The 19,173-nt window shown below is 56.8% G+C and carries 19 protein-coding genes; 8 read left to right on the plus strand and 11 right to left on the minus strand.

The window, feature by feature from the left end; all coding sequences use genetic code 11:
• Window positions 1-2: 2 nt before the first annotated feature.
• The 4 genes from dmul_RS10260 to dmul_RS10275 form a co-directional block, all read right to left on the minus strand.
• Window positions 3-2,786: a 2-oxoglutarate dehydrogenase E1 component gene (locus dmul_RS10260; protein ID WP_020875380.1), complete on the minus strand. Its 2,784-nt coding sequence runs from the start codon at window positions 2,784-2,786 to the stop codon at window positions 3-5.
• A 62-nt stretch (window positions 2,787-2,848) separates the two neighbouring features.
• Window positions 2,849-3,607, minus strand: coding sequence for an alpha/beta hydrolase (locus tag dmul_RS10265; RefSeq protein WP_020875379.1), 759 nt, complete (start codon window positions 3,605-3,607; stop codon window positions 2,849-2,851).
• 447 nt (window positions 3,608-4,054) lie between these two features.
• Window positions 4,055-4,903: an Mrp/NBP35 family ATP-binding protein gene (locus dmul_RS10270; RefSeq protein WP_020875378.1), complete on the minus strand. Its 849-nt coding sequence runs from the start codon at window positions 4,901-4,903 to the stop codon at window positions 4,055-4,057.
• A gap of 244 nt (window positions 4,904-5,147) precedes the next feature.
• Window positions 5,148-5,561: a DUF134 domain-containing protein gene (locus dmul_RS10275; protein ID WP_020875377.1), complete on the minus strand. Its 414-nt coding sequence runs from the start codon at window positions 5,559-5,561 to the stop codon at window positions 5,148-5,150.
• Window positions 5,562-5,877: 316 nt separating this feature from the next.
• On the opposite strand from dmul_RS10275, the gene dmul_RS10280 reads away from it, so the two are divergent.
• The 5 genes from dmul_RS10280 (at window position 5,878) to fdhD (ending at window position 10,767) form a co-directional block, all read left to right on the plus strand.
• Window positions 5,878-6,822, plus strand: a complete 945-nt coding sequence (locus dmul_RS10280) for a dihydroorotate dehydrogenase (RefSeq protein ID WP_040413969.1) — start codon at window positions 5,878-5,880, stop codon at window positions 6,820-6,822.
• 29 nt (window positions 6,823-6,851) lie between these two features.
• On the plus strand, window positions 6,852-7,319 hold the full coding sequence (locus dmul_RS10285) for a ferritin family protein (protein ID WP_020875375.1): 468 nt from the start codon (window positions 6,852-6,854) through the stop codon (window positions 7,317-7,319).
• 164 nt (window positions 7,320-7,483) lie between these two features.
• Complete coding sequence (locus tag dmul_RS10290) at window positions 7,484-8,050, plus strand: chalcone isomerase family protein (RefSeq protein ID WP_020875374.1); 567 nt, start codon at window positions 7,484-7,486, stop codon at window positions 8,048-8,050.
• A gap of 103 nt (window positions 8,051-8,153) precedes the next feature.
• On the plus strand, window positions 8,154-9,683 hold the full coding sequence (locus dmul_RS10295; RefSeq protein WP_020875373.1) for a carbon-nitrogen hydrolase family protein: 1,530 nt from the start codon (window positions 8,154-8,156) through the stop codon (window positions 9,681-9,683).
• A gap of 268 nt (window positions 9,684-9,951) precedes the next feature.
• A complete protein-coding gene (gene fdhD, locus dmul_RS10300) occupies window positions 9,952-10,767 on the plus strand; it encodes a formate dehydrogenase accessory sulfurtransferase FdhD (protein WP_020875372.1) in 816 nt (271 codons plus the stop codon).
• A gap of 31 nt (window positions 10,768-10,798) precedes the next feature.
• Here fdhD and rlmD read toward each other — a convergent pair whose 3' ends face one another.
• A complete protein-coding gene (gene rlmD / locus dmul_RS10305; RefSeq protein WP_020875371.1) occupies window positions 10,799-12,187 on the minus strand; it encodes a 23S rRNA (uracil(1939)-C(5))-methyltransferase RlmD in 1,389 nt (462 codons plus the stop codon).
• 103 nt (window positions 12,188-12,290) lie between these two features.
• Here rlmD and dmul_RS10310 point away from each other — a divergent pair, with 103 nt between their 5' ends.
• The gene (locus dmul_RS10310; protein ID WP_020875370.1) at window positions 12,291-13,031 is read left to right on the plus strand and encodes an alpha/beta hydrolase; all 741 of its coding nucleotides are present in this window, start codon (window positions 12,291-12,293) and stop codon (window positions 13,029-13,031) included.
• A gap of 60 nt (window positions 13,032-13,091) precedes the next feature.
• Here dmul_RS10310 and dmul_RS10315 read toward each other — a convergent pair whose 3' ends face one another.
• The gene (locus dmul_RS10315; protein WP_020875369.1) at window positions 13,092-13,754 is read right to left on the minus strand and encodes a YiaD family glycine zipper/OmpA-like lipoprotein; all 663 of its coding nucleotides are present in this window, start codon (window positions 13,752-13,754) and stop codon (window positions 13,092-13,094) included.
• Window positions 13,755-14,088: 334 nt separating this feature from the next.
• On the opposite strand from dmul_RS10315, the gene dmul_RS10325 reads away from it, so the two are divergent.
• Together dmul_RS10325 and yidD are read left to right on the plus strand one after the other, a co-directional pair.
• Window positions 14,089-14,310, plus strand: coding sequence for a hypothetical protein (locus tag dmul_RS10325; protein WP_020875368.1), 222 nt, complete (start codon window positions 14,089-14,091; stop codon window positions 14,308-14,310).
• Window positions 14,292-14,741 carry a membrane protein insertion efficiency factor YidD gene (gene yidD / locus dmul_RS10330; RefSeq protein ID WP_020875367.1) on the plus strand — a complete coding sequence of 150 codons (450 nt, stop codon included), beginning with the start codon at window positions 14,292-14,294 and terminating at the stop codon, window positions 14,739-14,741. Before dmul_RS10325 ends, yidD begins: the two co-directional genes overlap by 19 nt.
• Before the next feature lie 27 nt (window positions 14,742-14,768).
• Here yidD and dmul_RS10335 read toward each other — a convergent pair whose 3' ends face one another.
• From dmul_RS10335 to dmul_RS10355, 5 genes are all read right to left on the minus strand, one after another.
• Window positions 14,769-15,593: a metal ABC transporter permease gene (locus dmul_RS10335; RefSeq protein ID WP_020875366.1), complete on the minus strand. Its 825-nt coding sequence runs from the start codon at window positions 15,591-15,593 to the stop codon at window positions 14,769-14,771.
• Window positions 15,563-16,354: a metal ABC transporter ATP-binding protein gene (locus dmul_RS10340; protein WP_020875365.1), complete on the minus strand. Its 792-nt coding sequence runs from the start codon at window positions 16,352-16,354 to the stop codon at window positions 15,563-15,565. The genes dmul_RS10335 and dmul_RS10340 overlap by 31 nt, the downstream gene beginning before the upstream one ends.
• A gap of 184 nt (window positions 16,355-16,538) precedes the next feature.
• A complete protein-coding gene (locus dmul_RS10345) occupies window positions 16,539-17,351 on the minus strand; it encodes a sirohydrochlorin cobaltochelatase (protein ID WP_020875364.1) in 813 nt (270 codons plus the stop codon).
• A gap of 85 nt (window positions 17,352-17,436) precedes the next feature.
• Entirely contained in the window at window positions 17,437-18,078 is a 642-nt protein-coding gene (gene thyX, locus dmul_RS10350; RefSeq protein WP_020875363.1) for an FAD-dependent thymidylate synthase, read from the minus strand.
• 423 nt (window positions 18,079-18,501) lie between these two features.
• Window positions 18,502-19,173: a phosphoribosylanthranilate isomerase gene (locus tag dmul_RS10355; RefSeq protein WP_020878621.1), complete on the minus strand. Its 672-nt coding sequence runs from the start codon at window positions 19,171-19,173 to the stop codon at window positions 18,502-18,504.

Consider the following 19,173-nt stretch of genomic DNA (forward strand, 5'->3'; position numbering starts at 1 on the left):
GCTCATCCCGTTTGAACACCCGACAGTTGGCCCACCGCCTTATCCGGAAGAAGGCTCTGTTCCTGTTTGTAAATGTTCGCGAAACCGGTGGCCGGACTGGCCGAAGCCGGCCTCCCGATATAGGTTGGATCCGTGCCGACAATTTCTTTCAGGCGCGGCGCCATAAACGACCACCCCTCCATGTTTACAGGCCCCTCCTGAACCCAGCACCACTGATCGGCTTTCCGATATTTCCCGACGATCCGCTCCAGTTTCTCCCGGGGGAAAGGATAGAACTGCTCGACCCGGACAATGGCGATGTCATATGCCTTGAGGGTTTCCCGACGCTCCAGGAGCTGGTAATAGATTTTTCCGCTGCAGAAGATCACCCGGCGCGCTTTTTCGACTGCGGCATCGTCGTCGATAACTTCCTGGAACGTTCCCCTGGAAAAATCGTCGATTCTGGAAACCGCTCGGGGATGCCGCAGGAGGCTCTTGGGCGTCATCAGCACCAAGGGCTTTCGCCAGGAGCTTTTGGCCTGTCGTCTCAGAAGATGAAAATACTGGGCCGGCGTTGTCGGATTGCAGACCTGAATGTTGTCGTGGGCGCACAGTTGAAGAAAACGCTCCATGCGTGCAGAGGAGTGTTCGGGGCCAAGCCCCTCCCACCCGTGGGGCAGAAGCATCACCAGACCGGAGCGGCGCTGCCACTTGGTTTCACCACTCACGATATACAGGTCGACGATCCCCTGGGCGTTGTTGACAAAATCACCGAACTGCGCTTCCCACAAGGTGAGGCCCGCCGGTCGAATCATGGAGTAACCGTACTCGAACCCCAGCACCCCGGCCTCGGAGAGCGCGCTGTTGAAAACGCTGAAGACCGCTTTTTTCCGACAAACGCCCGTGAGGGGGACATGGAACTCGCCGGTTTTGACATCCACGAGGATGCTGTGCCGCTGGCTGAAGGTGCCCCGAGCGCTGTCCTGGCCGCTCAGCCGGACATGATGCCCCTCCGACAGCAGCGATGCAAAGGCCAGGGATTCGGCATTGGCCCAGTCGATATCGCGGCCGCTTTCGACGCTTTCCAGACGTTTACCCAAAAGACGTTCGAGCTTCGGGTGGACGGCAAAGCCGGACGGCGGCGTATTGACGGCGGCCGCCAGGGCTTTCAGCGACTTCTGGGAAACCGCGGTGTCAACCGGTGCGAAGCTGTAATCGCCGTGATAGTCCGACCAGTTTTCATAAAACCGCGGCACCGGGAAAATCCGGGGATTGTCCTGAGCAGCCGAAAACCCCTCCTCAAGACAAGTCACAAGTCCGTTCTCGATCTCCGCGAGACCGCTATCGTCAATCTCGCCGTCGTCGACCATTTTCTCCCCATAAATCTTGTATAGCGGCGGCCGTTCCCGGATCCGTTCGTACATGGCAGGCTGGGTGAAGTAGGGCTCATCCCCTTCATTGTGTCCGAACCTACGGTAACAGACCATGTCGACAATAACATCCTTGCCGAATGCCATGCGGTAGTCAAAGGCCAGTTTGATCACATGGATGACGGCCTCGGGATTCTCCCCGTGAACATGGAAGATCGGGACCATCAGCATCTTGGCGATGTCGGTCGAATAACGCGTCGAACGCGCGTTCTCCGGCAAAGTGGTGTACCCGATCTGATTGTTGATGATAATGTGGACGGTCCCTTCGGTTCTGTATCCCTCCAATTGTGAAAGATTGAGGGTCTCGGCAACCACGCCCTGACCGGCAAATGCCGAATCTCCATGAATCAGCAGCGGCAGCACCTGGTTCCGGGGTGCGGGTGTCAGGGCATCCTGCCGGGCGTAGGCAATGCCTTCCACCACCGGATCGACCGATTCCAGATGGCTGGGATTGTTCACCAGAAACGCTCGAACCTTGCGCTGATTGGCCAGCGTGAGGTCGGCGAGAAAACCGTTGTGATACTTGACATCCCCGGCCCCCATCAGGCTTTCGGGGTCGTAGCTGTTGATGAACTCCCGGAATATCTCCTCATAATGCTTGCCCAGGATGTTGGTCAGCACGTTCAAACGCCCCCGATGGGCCATCCCGAGGATAATCTCGGTCACCCCCTGTTCCGACGCGTGAAGGAAAAGGGCATCCATCGCGGCAATCAGGGCATCTGCACCCTCGAGGGAGAAACGGGTCTGGCCCGTGTACTTTTTGTGCAGAAAACTCTCGAAAAACGCCGACTGATAGAGCTTGGTGATGATACGCCGCTTATCCTCCGCTGAAAATACCGGCTGGTTTCGGATCGGCTCCATTCGGTCCTGAAGCCAACGGCGCTCCTCCGGATCCTGGAGGTGCATGTATTCCACCCCAACGGATCGGCAATACGTTTCCCGAAGTTCCCGGATGATGTCCTTCAGGGGGGCCGTGAGGGTTTTTGAGAACCGCCGTGTGTAAAACGCCGTATCGAGGTCTTCGGGAGAAAGTCCCACGGCAGAGATGTTGAGCAGGGGATGATCCGTCGGGCAGGCCACCAGAGGATCCAGGCAGGCGAGAAGGTGCCCCATATCCCGGTATCGGTATTTGAGCGCCTCCACCCGTGACTGGAGGAGGGTTTTGTCGATGGTGCAGGCCTCTTCGGGCAGATCCGTATCCGGTCGGGAGAGCCCCTCATCCGCCCGGACGACGGTTTTCAGATCGAGGCCGCCTGCCGTCTCGAATCCCTTGAAAAAGATCCGCCAATCCCGTTCCACGGCATCAGGATCGTTTTTCCAAAGCTGGTACTGCCGGTCGATGTACGCCATGTTCATCGTTTCGGAGATGTCAATCATTTCCACCTCTGTTCATTTGTCTTGAAACACATGCTGAAGTGTCGAAACACGGTATAACGGCATTATGCGTCGAAACGTTGTCGAAACCAGTCTGCCGCGAGGTCGGCAACCTTTTCACGCAACGCGGCATCGCTGAACATGTGATCCGCACCATGGACGATCTCGAGCGTCGCGCGGGGATTTCGTTCCTTGGCGGCCTCGGCGTGCCATACCGGAATGATCTCATCCTTATCCCCATGAATGATGAGAAGCGGTGCGCTGAGGGCCGAGACGGCTTCAAGAATGTCATATCCGGACGCATCCTCGAAAAATGCGTTCGACAGTGCCAATTCACGCCCCCGACTCTGGAATGTCACACGACCGGTCTCCCGGAGCCGCGACAGCTGATCGTGGGTAAACATCGCTTCGGGATCCAACCCGCCAAGGCGGCCGGAAAAAGCCGATACACCGACGACGTCCGTCATCCGTAAGGCGGCCAGAACGGCAATGGCCGCCCCCATGCTGTGGCCGGCCAGTCCGAAACGCGACAACCCCCTGGCGGCAAGAAACCGACGCGCCGGCGTCATCTCACCGATATGCCGGGTGTAGGCGGTATTGATAAAATCCCCCTCACTCTGACCGTTTCCGGAAAAATCGAACCGAAGGGCCGCAATTCCCCGATCCGTCAGTTTGCGGGCTGTTTCCCGGAGCACGGTGGTATGTCGTGAGCAGGTAAAACAGTGGCCGAAGATGACGCACTCCACCGCGGGGGATTCGGGGAGGTGAAGTGTGCCGGCCAATATTTCACCCTCGTCGTTCTTGAATTGTATCGTTTCTTCCATACGGATCCTTTCCCTGACGATGTCCCTGGTGCCTGCCGCCGGAAAGACGCAGGACCAACAGATGCATCACATCGTTCCCGCAGACGGCACGGATGCCGTAATATCAAAACCTGCCGTATGGAGGTGCGGCATCTTTTCGCCATGCCTTTCGGGGTGTGTTGGTGAGCTTAATATCAGAATCCGAGAAAATCAAGAAAAAGCATTTTCTAGCGTATTGCTCAGATTTCGGTTTTCGTTGAGGAGAGGCTGAAGACTGAAGGTTGAAGGGGCACAAACACACCGTTCATCGCAGACGTTCCCCTTCAGCCTCGATCCCGAAAGCTGAAGTATTGACGGTATGACAGGGGGTGGGATATGGATGTCGGCTGTTCGGAGGATGGACGATCCATCTCTCCGAACACCTGTTGTCTGAGAACTTTTTGTCGCTGAGGACTGTCGGATCGGGGTTCAGCCGTTCAGCTTCGCCATCCGTTCGGCAACAGCCTCAAAGGCAAGCGTCACAGGAGATGTCTTGTATATCTCCTGATAGCAGCTCCCTGAATCCCCGCAAGCCACGATCTTGGGCTCAAAGGGTATTCTGCCGAGGAAATGAATGCCGAAATCACTGGCGGTTTTCTCACCGCCCCCCGTGCCGAACATGTCGATGGCTTCACCGCAATGGGGACATTTGAAACCGCTCATGTTTTCGATGAGACCGAAAATTTCCATCTTGATGGTCTGGCAGAAATTGATGGATTTCCGGACATCCGCCAGCGAAACCTCCTGGGGCGTCGTGACGATGATCGCCTTGGCGCCTGAAATCGTCTGAGCCACACTCAGGGGTTCGTCTCCCGTTCCCGGAGGCGAGTCGATTATCAGATAATCCAGTTCCCCCCACTCCACATCCGATATGAACTGACGGATGACCGAATGTTTCATGGGTCCTCTCCAGATGATGGCGTCGTCCTTGCTCGCACTGAGGGATTCGATGGACACCGCGGAAAGGTTGTCGGAGTAGGCCAGGGGCGTCAGCTTCCTGTTGGCGTTGACGCCCAGCATCTCCTTCTGTATGCCGAGCATTCTGGGCACGTCCGGGCCGTGAATGTCCACGTCCATAATCCCGACCTTGAAGCCCTTTTTGGCCAGTGCCATCGCAAGGTTGACCGAAACGCTCGTCTTCCCGACGCCTCCCTTGCCGCTCATGACCATGAAGATCTGTTTTATTTTTCGGAGGGAATCTTCCAGGGCTGCGTCCTGCTCGGACTGTTTCTGTTTCTGCTGGGACGATTTGCAATCGCCGCCGGTGATCATTTCCATAATTCAATCTCCTCGAACGTTAAAACAACCATAACAAACGCACCGGCACCTTTCGGTGCCAAACGTCAAAAGACGGACGCCTCTGCATCAACCGCCTGCAAAGGATCTTTCCGTCTCCCATCTTTGAGGGGGCAGACCGGTCGCCGGTATACCCACGTGTTCAACTGTCTTTCCCTGAAAGACAATAACGCCTTCTCAGGGGATTTTCAAGCACCGCCCCACCCGACCCGGGTCCTGCATACCTTTATTCGGAGACACGATGGAAATACCGACTGTTGCAAGCCGGACAGCTTTCGGGTTTTCCCGTGCCGAGGGGTTCATCCCATTTGTAGTTGCACTTGTCACAGACGAAAATCCGGTTGTCTTCCACAATCGTGTAGTTCCCACCGTCAACGTTGATGGCTTTTCCATTGATCAGCGCGTCGGCGATCACCTTTCTGGCCCGCTGGATGATCCTCCCGAAAGTGGCCCGGGAAACCCCCATCCGCTGACCGGCTTCCTCGTAGGAAAGCCCCAGCAGATCTGAAAGGCGAATCGACTCCCGTTCGTCTACGGTCAGGGAGACCTCCTCGAGGTCGACCATTGGTATACCCCGCGGCTTGAAATAGCTGATTTCGGGATTAAACGCCACCAGTCGATTTTTTTTGGGTCTGACCATATATCCGCTCCTTGGTTTGACAGAATTAAACCGATTCGGGCCATCGCACGAGTCGGTATGACTTCTGAAACATGTGTTAGAATAATATCTCAAAATATAGTCTGATTTTTGAATTGTAAAGCGCTTTCCAAGAAAATTTTCCATTTTTGGCGGCGGCGGTTTCCGGATCCCCAATGGTGTCTATGCGTCCCATTTCCAAGACCCCCGGCCCTTCCGTCCAAAAAATAGTCTTGCGATTTCTCACAGAAGTCGTTAGATTAACCCGGATATTGTTCTGAAGCCTGTTTTAACCATGACTTTCCAAAAGCGTGACGATATGCCCGAAGCCACGGATTTGACAGCCGATTTAAAACCCGATCTGACGACCCGCATCGGGGGTGTCCTGCTCAAGAACCCGGTCATGACCGCTTCGGGCACCTTTGGGTATGGTCGTGAATATTCTCCCTTCATCGATCTCAACCGTCTGGGAGCCATTGTTGTCAAGGGGCTTTCCCTCTCTCCCGCCAAAGGCAATCCGCCCCAGCGCATCGCCGAAACCCCTTGCGGGATGCTGAACGCCATCGGCCTTGAAAATGTCGGCCTCGACGCCTTCGTTGAAAAAAAGCTGCCTTTCCTGAGATCGATCGCAACACCGACATGGATCAACATTTACGGCAAAACCGTCGAGGAATATGCCGAATTGGCCCGGAGAATTGATGACATTGAAGGGATTGCCGGTATAGAACTCAACATTTCCTGCCCCAACGTCAAGACCGGCGGCATCGCCTTCGGCGTCGACCCGCAGATGGCTAACGAGGTGGTTGAGGCCGTCCGGAAACGAACCTCACGACCGCTCATGGTCAAACTCTCTCCCAACGTCACCGACATCACTCAGATCGCCCGAAGCGCCATCGATGGGGGCGCAGACGCTCTCTCACTCATCAACACCATCACCGGCATGGCCGTCGACATCCACCGTCGGCGCTCCAAGATCGCCAACATCACCGGCGGACTGTCCGGACCCGCCATCAAACCGGTGGCGCTCAGAATGGTGTGGCAGGTCGCCCAGATGAGCGAGGTGCCGGTGGTGGGGATCGGCGGCATCGCCAAAGCCGAGGATGCCTTGGAATTTATCATCGCCGGCGCCGCTGCCGTTCAGATCGGCACCGCCAATTTCATCGACCCCACCGTATCGGTCCAGATCGTCGACGGCATCGAACGCTACATGATCACCCACGGCATTTCCCGATTGACAGAGCTGATCGGAAGCCTTGAAACATAGTTCATCATCCACCTGGAAAGGAGACAGGAATGCATTTTGAAAGCATAAACGAGATTATCGATTTTGCGATCCAGAAGGAACAGGAAGCCGTCGACTTTTACCTTACAGCCAGCCGGGAAGAATCCATGTCAGGCTCGAAGGAAATGCTGATCGAGTTTTCGGAAGAAGAAAAAAAGCACAAACGCATGCTCGAAGAGCTCAAGGTCAAAGGCTATGCCGAAGGCGTCGAAGACTATCAGTTCAAATGGATCAAGGACATCAAGCGCAGCGACTACATGGACGACATGGTTTACAAGCCGGGAATGGGATATCGGGACATTCTGATTGTCGCCATCAAGCGGGAGGAAAACGCTCTGAAGCTCTACAACAAATTGCTGGCCGAGGCCAAGTCCGAAAACGCCAAAGCCATTTTCAAGATCCTCTGCCAGGAAGAAGCCAGGCACAAGCTGGGTCTTGAAACCCTGTACGACGATCATATGGCTGAAATGGGCGATTGATCCCGGCAGTATGATCCCGATCATGTCGTTCGGTTTTACGATCCCCCATACCGTAAAAGGCAGGGGGATTTTTCGTTGAATCCGAAGCGGGGCCGGCGAGCACGGAGATGATCGACCCGCCGCCGCACACATGGTCGGCGATCGAATTGAAAGGATAAGTCATTGTGTTGAAACGCTGTATAATGATCGCATTGGCCGTACTGACGGTGGTGTTACCCTCGTGTTCCGCCGAAACCGTCGGCGGCGTCGCCGTCCCGGATACGCTGACGGCGGGCAATGTGCCGCTCGTTCTGAACGGAGTGGGTTTGAGACAAAGGTTTTTCATGAAAATATACGCCGGAGCGCTGTATCTCGAAAAAAAAAGTTCTGATGCCCGAAAGATTATCGCGGCGGAAGCACCCATGGCCATCCGCATGCACTTCATTCATGACGGGGTGCCCAGCCGGAAACTGATCGAGGCCTGGAACGAGGGATTCGAAAACAGCACCAGGGGAGATACGGCGGCGCTTGCGTCACAGATCGAAAAATTCAATGCATGCTTCACTGAAGCGGCGCGTGCGGGGGATGTCTATGACATCATTTATTCCCCGGGGCAGGGGATCCGCGTCTATAAGAAAAATCAGCTCCGCGGGGCGATTCAGGGGACCGCGTTCAAAAAGGCCCTGTTCGGTATCTGGTTGGGGGAAAAGCCCGCGGATCAGAACCTCAAGGAGGATATGCTGGGCAAATAGACCATAGGGAGTTGAGGCTTACCGTCGCAGGCCGATGCGGCCCGGGCGTGCGACCCCGCTGTCACAAAAACCGACATTCCATAACAGACAGGACTGAGAATCATTGGGAACCGATATCACCAGCCACAAGCTCCAAATCCGGAATCTTCGTCTAACGGATTACGACAATATCCGCGACATCATGAAAGCGGCTTATGCCGGCATGGGCGGGGCATGGCAGGCGCACGAATATAAGACGATCCTCTCTCTTTTCCCCGAGGGGCAGATCTGCATCGAGGACAAGGGCAGGGTGGTGGCGGCTGCGCTCACGCTGATCATCGACTACGCCGGTCTCGAGGACGACCATTCTTACGAGGATATCGTGTCCGACGGCAGCTTCAAAGGGCATGACCCGAAGGGGGATTATCTTTACGGCATAGACCTTTTCGTCCATAACGATTATCGCGGCATGCGTCTGGGTCGACGACTCTATGACGCGAGAAAGGAGCTCTGCGAAAAGCTCAACCTGAAGGGAATTATCATTGGGGGCCGTATACCGGGCTATGCCAAATACCACCGGGAGATGAGTCCGGTCACCTACATCGAGAAGGTGCGAAGCCGTGAGATCGTCGATCCGGTGCTGACCTTTCAGCTCGCCAACGAGTTCCACCCGAAACGGGTGATCCGCAACTATATTCCCGAAGACAATTCCTCCCGCAGCCACGCGGTGTTTCTCGAGTGGAACAACATCTTTTACGAGAGCCGGAAAAAGATCGTGTGGGGACGGAAATCCAACGTCCGGATCGGTGTCGTTCAATGGAAAATGCGGGCGTTCAAATCCTTCGAAGAACTCCTGCAGCAGGTGGAATTCTTCATCGATACGGTGTCCGGTTACAACGCCGACCTGATCCTGTTCCCGGAGCTCTTCAACGCACCGCTTCTGGGGCATTACAGCCAGGACGATCCGCCGACGGCCATGCGCGCTCTGGCCGAACATACCGAGCGGCTGCGGGACGAGATTCTCCAGATGGCGGTCGCATACAACATCAACATTGTCGCGGGAAGCCTCCCCGAATACGTCGGTGAAACACTCCACAACGTCTCGTTTCTCTGCCGGCGCGACGGGACATGGGATGCCCAATACAAGCTCCACATTACCCCCGATGAAGCCGAATATTGGGGACTCAAAGGCGGCGACGCCCTGAAGGTTTTCGACACCGACATCGGCAAAATCGGCATCCTGATCTGCTATGACGCTGAATTCCCCGAATTGTCCAGGCTGCTGGCCGACAGGGGCATGCAGATTCTTCTCGTTCCGTTCTGGACCGACACCAAAAACGGTTACCTCAGGATCCGTCGCTGCGCCCAGGCCCGGGCCATCGAAAACGAATGCTATGTCGCCATTTCGGGAAGCGTGGGAAATCTGCCCAAGATCGAAAACATGGATATTCAGTATTCCCAATCCGCCATTTTCACACCGTCGGATTTCGCGTTTCCCCACGATGCCGTCGCCGCGGAGGCCACCCCCAACACCGAGATGACCCTTGTGACCGATCTGGATCTGGATCTGCTGAAAGAGCTGCGGAAACACGGCAGCGTCAGAAATCTGGACAGCCGAAGGAAGGAACTCTATTCCGTGAGGTGGCTGAAATAACATCGGCAGCCGGGCACCAGGGGATTTTCCACCTTTTGGGGCAGATACGCCTGAAGATAAGAAGGGCGTGACATTATGGGTTCGCGTCCTATTTTTATTTTTCAACTTTCAACTTTCGACTTTCATGATGGTAACCGGCACCGGCCTATGAAAGTCGAAAGTTGAGTTATTTCTTGAGGGCAATATCAGCATAAATCCCGCCGGCGCTGAAACGCCGGCGGCATTCCGATCCTCGATATCCACAGGGTCGGCAAGAGGAGATAGAGATTTGGAAAGCACATCATCACACAACATCGTTCGCTGCAAATCCGGAAATACCCTGATCGCCGAAACGCAAATGCTCATCAGCGAGGAGCCCCTGTCCATCCGGGTCGAGAACACCCCATACGCCGTGGTGATGCGCACACCGGGGGATGAACGCTTTCTGGCGGCAGGGTTCTGTCTTGCCGAGGGATTGGTGGATCGGGTCGAGGATTTTGCCGCTATCGGATACTGCGAGCAGATGGACCCCAACGTTATCGCCGTGACCCTCACCCCCCAGCGGCGGGAAAAGGTCTCCGACCTCCTGGCGCGACGCGGTTATATCAGCCAGACCAGTTGCGGCATCTGTGGGAAGGAGTTGGTGAAGGATCTCATTCAGAACATGGTTCCCAGCACCGATACGACCCGGATCGATCTGGCGGCGCTTCTTGAACGGATCAACGACGATCGGATGCAGGACTACCAGGATCTCTATCGAAAAACCAACAGCGCCCACGGCGCGGTGCTCTTCAGTCGGGACTTGGCGGTCATGGGCCTGGGCGAGGACGTGGGACGCCACAACGCCCTGGACAAAGCCATCGGTCAGGCCCTCCTGGAAAACCGATTGCCGCAGACGGTCGCGGCCGTACTTTCTTCCCGGGTCAGCTATGAACTCGTCCAGAAATGTGCCCGGGCCGGCATCGGCACCATCGTCAGCATGTCGCGGCCCACGGCCCTTGCCGTCGACCTCGGCGGCAGGATGAACATGACGCTCGCCTGCATCAGCAAGGAGGGGGATCTTCTGATCTTCAGCGGTCGGGAACGGCTGGTCGAATCCGGCTGACGTGCCGCCTCACGACCGAAGCCATGCCCGGCTATTTCCGGATGAGCCGGGCAACGGATTCGATATGAAAGGTGTGGGGAAACATGTCCACCGGCTGAACCTCCGCGATGTCGTAATGTTCGCTCATAACGGTCAGGTCCCGGGCCAGGGTCGCGGGGTTGCAGGAGACGTAAACGACCTTCCGGGGAGCAAGCTCGATCACCTGTCGAACCACGTCCTTGTGCATTCCGACGCGGGGTGGATCGATGACCATCACCTCGGGGGAAACGGCAATACCCGACAGCATGTCCCGGATATCCCCGGCCATAAACCGGCAGTTCCGGATCCCGTTGATGCGGCAATTCCGCCGGGCATCGGCAACCGCGCTCTCGACGATTTCGATTCCCGTGACCGACCGGGCGGCATCCGACAGGGTGATGCCGATGGTTCCGGTGCCGCAATAGAGGTCCAGGACCGTTTCGTCACCGGAGAGCCCGGCGTAATCCTTGACGACCGCATAGAGGCTTTCTGCGCCGCGGGTGTTGGTTTGAAAAAAGGAATTGGCGGAAATCTCAAATTCGAAGGCGCCGATGCGATCCCGGATGGCAGTGCCGCCCAGAAGGGGGGCTTCGGACTCGCCCACCGCGATTCCGGCCCGGCGGGCCGTGATGTTGTTGACAATGGATACGATCGCGGGATAGTCGGCCATGAGGCGCTCTGCAAGGGGATAGACCACGTCGCGTCGCTCCTCGGCGGTAATGATGTTGACCATCCACTGATCCCGGGCTGCGGAGTGCCTGAGCATCAGGAATCGCCAGAAGCCCTCGTGGGATTTCAACCCGTAGACCGGCATTTCCGACGCCCTGATGAAGGTGCGCACCGCATCGAGAATGTCGTTGCCCAGGCGGGGCTGAATCAGGCATTCGCTGATATCCAGCACCTTGTGAAAGGTTCCCGGCACATGCAGGCCGACGGCAAAACCCGTATCGATGTCCGTTTGCCCCAGCTCGTCGGGAAGCAGCCAACGCCGGTCGGCGCAGGAAAATTCCATCTTGTTCCGATATTCGTACATCACGGGGGAGGGAAGAGTGGGATGGACGGGAACGTCTTTGATGAGGCCGATGTGTTCAATGGCCTCCGACACGTGCCGGCGCTTGTATTCAAGCTGCATCTCATAATCTATGAACTGCCATCTGCAACCGCCGCAGAACCCGCTGTAGCGACAGGGCGCCTTGCGACGATGGGGTGAGGGCGAGAGGATTTCGATGAGGCGCGCCTCTGCGTAACGTTTCTTTTTTCGGAAGATCCGGGCCCTGACCCGATCCAGCGGAACCGTCCCATCCACGAACACCGCGAATCCATCCACCTTGGCCAACCCCATCCCCCCAAAGGCGATGTCCGTGATCTCCAGTTCAAGCTCCTGCCGATTTTTGACGTCCATCTCCGTCCTCCGAAATTTTGAATCTTGTCCGCTATAGCGAAATACAGTATAAAGCAGGGGTTTTTATCCTACCCATTATGGAAAATCAAGGAGGGTTTTGTTAATGTCGGAAACGGAATCAATCATCAGCACGACTCAGGATATTTCCTTTAACAGCGGGGATTTTCAGCTCAAGGGAACCCTCCACCTGCCGCCAAACAGCGCATTGCCGCCGGTCGTCATCGGATCCCACGGCCTTTTCAGCACGGGTGATTCTCCAAAACAGATCGCCCTGGCCGAAAAATGCCTCGAGTTCGGCATCGCTTACTTCCGTTTTGACCACAGGGGATGCGGCGGGAGCGATGGCGTCTTTGGAGAGGTCACCGCTTTTGAAAACCGTCGCAGGGATTTGTTGAGCGCCATATCCGCCGTTCGGGCAACGGAGAAGACGGGGGATGTCACGGGACTCTTCGGCAGCAGCCTGGGCGGCGCCGTTGTGCTTTCCGTTGCACTCGAAGCCGATGTTGCCGCCGTGGTCACTTACGCCGCTCCTTTGGACGGAAATCGGATCGTTCAGCACCTGAAGAACGGGAAGGGGGCGCCCCACAACCATCCGAAGATCGATCCCGAAGCGCTCCGTTTCGATATTTCCGACAGGATCGACGGCATCCACCACATCCTCATCGTGCACGGCGATTCAGACAGGATCATCTCCTCCTCCGAGGCACACCGGATCTATCAGAAAGCAAGGATGCCCAAGCGGCTGATCATGCTGAGAAACGGAGACCACCCCATGAGCCTGCCCGAAAATCAGGAAAAATTCGTTCGGGAAGCGGCGTTGTGGTTCAAGTCCGCAATGAAATAGGTCGAGCATCCGGGAAAACGATCGAAGCAGGGAAGACCGGCTTCCCTGCCTGAATGACGGCTAACCGGCGGCCGGCTCGTTCGGCTTGATTCTGATCTCCACCCTTCGGTTCATCTGACGCCCCTCGGGAGTGGCGTTCGTGGCCACGGGCATCGTCTCGCCATACCCCATGGCGGTGACGCGATCGGCCGAAACCCCGCGCTGGAGCAGGAGATTCCTCACCGCTTCCGCGCGTCGCTCGGAAAGCCTCTGATTATATTCCGCGGCGCCCGTGCTGTCCGTATGCCCCTGGACAAAAATCTGGGTTTCGGGGTACTGGACCATCACCTGAGCGATGCGGTCTATTTCATTGTAAAGGCCGGGTCTTACGACGGTTGAATCGGTGTCGAAGGTCACGTCGCCCTTCAGGGTGACGGCCAGAAGATTCCCTTCCCGGGAGACCTGGGCCGCATGGGACTGCGACAGCGCCTGGTTCAGATCGGCTTCCTGTCGGTCCATATACTTGCCGGCGCCAAGACCGGTAAGGCCGCCGACAGCGGCGCCTACCGCCGCCCCGATCAGGGTGCCCTTGGTGTCCTTACCGATCAGTTGTCCGGCCAGCGCGCCGGCCGCGGCCCCCCCTGTCGTCCCGTAAAGGGCGCCCTTTCCGGTTTTTGTCTGGGGCCCGGCACAGCCTGTCATTACCAAGGCTGCGGCAATCACCACTGTCAGTATCCGTTTCATTCTCCATTACCCCTTTCATTTTTTTTCTGATCAATATTGTCGGGTTCTCCTGCTTTGCGTGATCCCATCGATCCGCCCTCTGCCGCCGGGATAAACCCGTTACGCGTCATATCCTATAGGTCATCATGATCGTCGTGTCAACGTCGCTGTCTGAAATCGGAAAGACTGCCCCCGACCCCGGCAACGCCGTCCGTGAAACACCTCGGAATCCACTTGCGCCGCCGGCTTTCAATCCGTATATTGTGAACCATGATGCCCGCTTGTCAAGCTGTCGGCCGCTCTTTTTCGAGGCGCAGCCCTTGACGGAAACCTTGTCGGAAAGGAATTGACTCCATTGGAAAAACATGACGTTACGACATTCGCGCCTTACCCTTTTCGCATCGGACAGAAGATTCACATCCAGGAAGGTCCCAGGAGAGGGGACTGGGAGGTCGTCGGCGTGACCGACCATAAACTGACCCTGAGATGTCCTATAAGCCGCCGTGAATTCACCTGGAGCCGTTTCTGCTACTTCGTGGAAGAGCACAAAGGGGTGGAATGGCCGCAAAAGGACTGATCCGAAAAATTGCGGGCGCTCAGTTCGACATGAAGCGGCTCGTCCCGATGCTTCTGTTCGCCGTCCTGGCGACGGGTTGCGGCGCAACAGGGACCGGAAGTGCCGGCGGCGGGTATTCAGCCTCGCCCTTCAGCGGGATGCTTGCCTTTTATCGGGGCCCCCTGGACCATCTCTCCGCCGTTCGCAGAGGAACCTGTCCCATGACGCCCTCCTGTTCCGAGTACGCGCGTGAAGCGGTGGCGCGACATGGGGAGCTGAGGGGGTGGATCATGGCCTGCGATCGACTCATGCGCTGCGGCCGGGATGAGATCCACAGGGCCCCCAAGGTGAAAGTCAACGGGGAGTGGCGATACTACGACCCGGTGGATCGGAATGATTTCCGGCGGGCCTCTGCCGCTTCAAGGCCGGAAGCCGTCGAAACCGGTCGATGACCGTGGACCGCGCACAATACCGTCGTGTCAGGACGCGGACCGCCGATGTCGGGCGATCCATCGCCCGCCGATGATCGACAGGAAAAATCCCGCACCGTTGACAAGAATGATGGTTGCGCCTGAAGTCAGATCGTATCGGAAGGATATCCAGAGGCCCGCCACCGTGAAGACACAGCTGATGAGACACGATATCAGCATCATACCTGCCAGGGAATCTGAAAATTTTTCGGCGATATAGGGGGGAATGGTCAGCATGGCGATGACGAGGATGAGACCGACCACCTGGATGACCATCACCACACATACCGAAATCATGCCCAGAAGCAGAAAATAGAGTCCCGCCACCGGAACGCCCCGCAGCCTGGCAAACTCGCCGTCATAAGACATCGCCAACAGGGCATTGTAGAAAAAAGCGACAAGTCCGGCCACCATGACCGTCATGAGGCCCATGATCCATAGATCCGACGTGGGAACTGTAAGAATGCTCCCGAAAAGATAGCTCATGAGATCGACGTTGTAGCCGGGGGTAAGATCGAGCAGAATCACCCCGATCGCCATACCTACCGCCCAGATCACCCCGATAACGGTATCGGATCGATGTCGGCTGCGAACCGTCATGGCCGCCATGAACATGGCGACCCCAAGCGAAAATCCGAAGGTTCCTAACATGTAAGGCAATCCCAGAAAAAACGCGAGCCCGATGCCGCCGTAGGCCGCATGGGCAATCCCGCCGGCCAGGAAGACGATGCGGTTGACGACCACGAGGGTGCCGATCATCCCGCAAGTGACGCCGGCCAGCAACCCGGCCAGGAGGGCGTTTCTCAGGAACTCGAATTGCAGCGCTTCCCACATGGTTTGCTCCCGTGCGTTCGCAGCACTCGGTGGGGGATGCCGTGAGCGATCAATTCCACCGGACACTGATACATTCGAATCATATCTTCCGTTATCTCGTTGCCGCCGTGATAGTGAAGCCTGCGGTTGACACAGGCCACGGATTTGACGTAGCTGGAAATCACCATCAGGTCATGGTTCACGATGATGATCGTCACCGTTTCGTTAAGCACTTTGAGAAGGTCGAACAGGTTTTCCTGATGGACGGCGTCGACACTCGCGGTGGGCTCGTCCAGAAACAGGATATCGGGCTCCGCGACCAGGGCGCGGGCGATGAAAACCCGCTGGCGTTGTCCTCCGGAGAGTTCTCCGATGCGACGGCGTCTGAATTCCCACATGTTCACCGCTTCGAGGGCCTTCTGAGCCGCAGCCCGGTCCGTCGAGCTGTACCCGCCCCAACGCCTTGCGGGATCAAGGCGCCCCATGAGCACCACATCCAGAACGGAAATCGGAAAATGCCTGTTGATGCCGATCTCCTGGGGCATGTACCCCAGACGATGTGCTATCCGGCGGGGAGGCTCACCCAGGATTCTGATGTCGCCGCTGTTCGGGGTCAGAAGACCGATCATCAATTTGAGAAGTGTCGTTTTTCCCCCGCCGTTGGGGCCGATAAGCGCCGTGAAGTCTCCGGCCTCCAGGGTCAGATCGACGTCCTGAAGCACGGATTGACCATTGTAGGAAAAGGATACCTTCCTGATGTCGACTGCCGGAGATGCCTTCATGTACGTCGTCTCTCTTTCCGTATTCCCGGCAGCCGTCTTGGCTTCCGGTCGTTGCCGGTACCGGCCGTGCCGTTCAATAAACGCCGCCCATCATGCAACTGAATGGCGGGGATGTCAATACGCCAATCCCGATATAACCGCCGTGGGTTGGGTTTTAATTCAAATTCTCATGAACAACGATACTTCAAACGACGGAGATTTTCGAGCATGGAAGACGACAGCCCTGGTTGTCGGGAATCACGTCAAGGGCGTCGTGAATGTGACGGCAATAGAGGTCGACGATCCCCCGGTTGAACCCCAGCCCCTGGTTTTCCAGAGAAACGGCTATGCCCGCATTTTCAAAAGCGAACCGCCAGGAATGGTTGTCACCCGACATATCCTCTTCGAAATGGAGGCCTGCCACCAGCATCAGGGGTACGAGTTTCACCTTCCGGTAACCGTCCCTGGACACCTCCTCGATCACCGACGCCATGGTTGGATAACCCTGTTCCACAAGGCCCACGTAAACCCCGGACGACTTCGTCTTTCTGAAAATGTAATCCAATGCGACATAGCTGCTCCAACTCGGATGATCCGTGCCGTGGCCGATCATGACCATCGCCTCGTCCGCCGCCTCGGGCAGATGGGGCATCAAGGCGGCGACAACGGATTTGTAATCCTCGGGCCGGTGCAACAACGGCAGCCCCATGGCGGTCCGTATCCCGCAGTCGCCCACCTCCTCGATCAATCGATAAAACTCGTGACCGCAAGTGAAATGAAGGGACTGAACCACGGCCCACGGGTAGCCCTCTTTTTTGAGCTTCCGCAGCACTTCGTGGGGATGCTGCATGTTGGTGTTGTAGTTCCGATTGGAAAAATCCCTGACCTGACGGGAAGAGAACGCCCAGAAGATCGGATGGCCGATAAATCGCTCCCGACAGATGTCATTGATGAAGGAATAGGTTTTCATGGCGCGGGTGGTCGTGCCGAATGCGGCCAGGACAATAGGCGTTTTCATACACTTGTCTCTCTTTCAGGGAATCACACGTCGATGCGGACCTCTGGGGGGCTGGGTCAGTCCATTGGCGGACAAATGGGGTGGTTCAAGCCGGTTTAAGATATTTCTCATGTTCTTGTTCAAAGACAACAGGTAGACGTTGATGCATCTCCGCAAGGAGCGGTAACATGATTTCTCGTATCTGAGGGTGGGCGGCCCTGGAGCATCTCAGGTTGATCACGTGCTTCCATTCCCGCAGATTGGCCGTCATGACCACCTCGGTCTTCAGGCTGTTGGGCAGCACGCTTCGGGCCTCCTGGGGACTTGCTCCCTCCCGGACAAGCTTGAGATACATCTTTTCGGCATAGGCCATGGCCGAGCGCCAGTCCTGGTAGGCCTGGGAGTCCTCCGCCCAGAAAAAGGGTCTGATCACGGTAATTTCATTTCCGAATCTGTCGTTGGCGTAGTTGGCATACCGTGTCGATTCCTGGCTGTAGGCGGCAAGACGGTGACGGACCAGCTCATGGCTGACACCGCGGTCACAGGTAAATTTCACGGTGACGTTCATGTGCTCGATCACGCTGTGATGCCCGGAACGGACGATGCGCCGGATAAAATCGGCCCCCGATGTCGGTGTCATTTTATCCTCGCTCTTATAGCAGGTTCGCCCGGCCAGTTCGATGATCTTCAGGACCGTATCGCCGTCGGGCATATACAGGATCTCGTGGTAGGGGGATATGATTATCATCCGGAGGCTCCTCCGCCTGGGAAAACATGCATTAAAATTTTTATTCAACTTTCGACTTTCATGATGGTAACCGGAAAGAGGTGCCGGGAGGATACGGCCCGGGCCCCTTCAGCGGTGAGTTTTAGTGCCGCTTAAGCGCCGCGGAGGATCAGCGGCCCGGACTGTTTGAGCGCAGCGAGTTTCCGGGCAGCCCGGAGCAAGCTTTAGCGGCACTTGAACGAAACCGCGTCGGGCGCGGGCCGTATCCTCCCGGCACCGGCCGATGAAAGTCGAAAGTTGAGATTTTTATTAAAGCATAATTCGACGGGAAAATCAAAACAGACATTTTGAAAGGCACTTAAAACCGCCTTTTGACCAACGCGTCAAAACAGGCCGGGTAACATCCGGAAATCCGCCGGGAAGGGCACGGGGCCCGAAACCGCATCAAAAAATTTTCAGCAGACGTCTCTCCATTCGGCATCCACGGATCGCCGCCATCAGCGCCGCCAACTTCCGAAGGTCCTTGTTGCCGGGGGAAGCCTCCACCCCGGAGCTGACATCGACGGCATCCGGCTGAGCCAGGCCGACCGCCCTGACAATGTTTTCCGGCGTCAGGCCGCCCGCCAGAATGAGCGGATAACGATCGGAGAGAGACCTGGCCCGGGCCCAATCCCACGTTTCGGCATTGCCGCCGGGAAGTTTTCCGGCGCCGCATTCCACCAGGAATCCCGAAGGTGCATACGTATCGAGATCGGAGAGTCCAGGCGATCGGGCGGCGAACAAGGCCTTGATGACCAGAAGACCCTGTCGGCGAAGTCGGCGTATCAACTCCGGAGGCTCCTGTCCGTGCAATTGGACGACATCGAGCCCGCACGCCTCGACGACGCCCATGATTTGGGAAAAGGACTCGTCGACAAAGACACCGACGCGTCGGACGTTGGCAGGCAACACCCGACAGAGCGTCCTGGCCGCCTCCCGGGTCATATGCCGTGGACTTTTCGGGAAAAATACGCAACCGACGGCATCCACGCCCAGTTTCGCAACGGCAAGGGCCTGGGCCGGATCCGTCAGGCCGCATACCTTGACCTGAGGTATCCTGGAAACAGAGTCGGTCAT

Source organism: Desulfococcus multivorans, assembly GCF_001854245.1.
In the GTDB taxonomy this organism is placed as follows: Bacteria; Desulfobacterota; Desulfobacteria; order Desulfobacterales; family Desulfococcaceae; genus Desulfococcus; species Desulfococcus multivorans.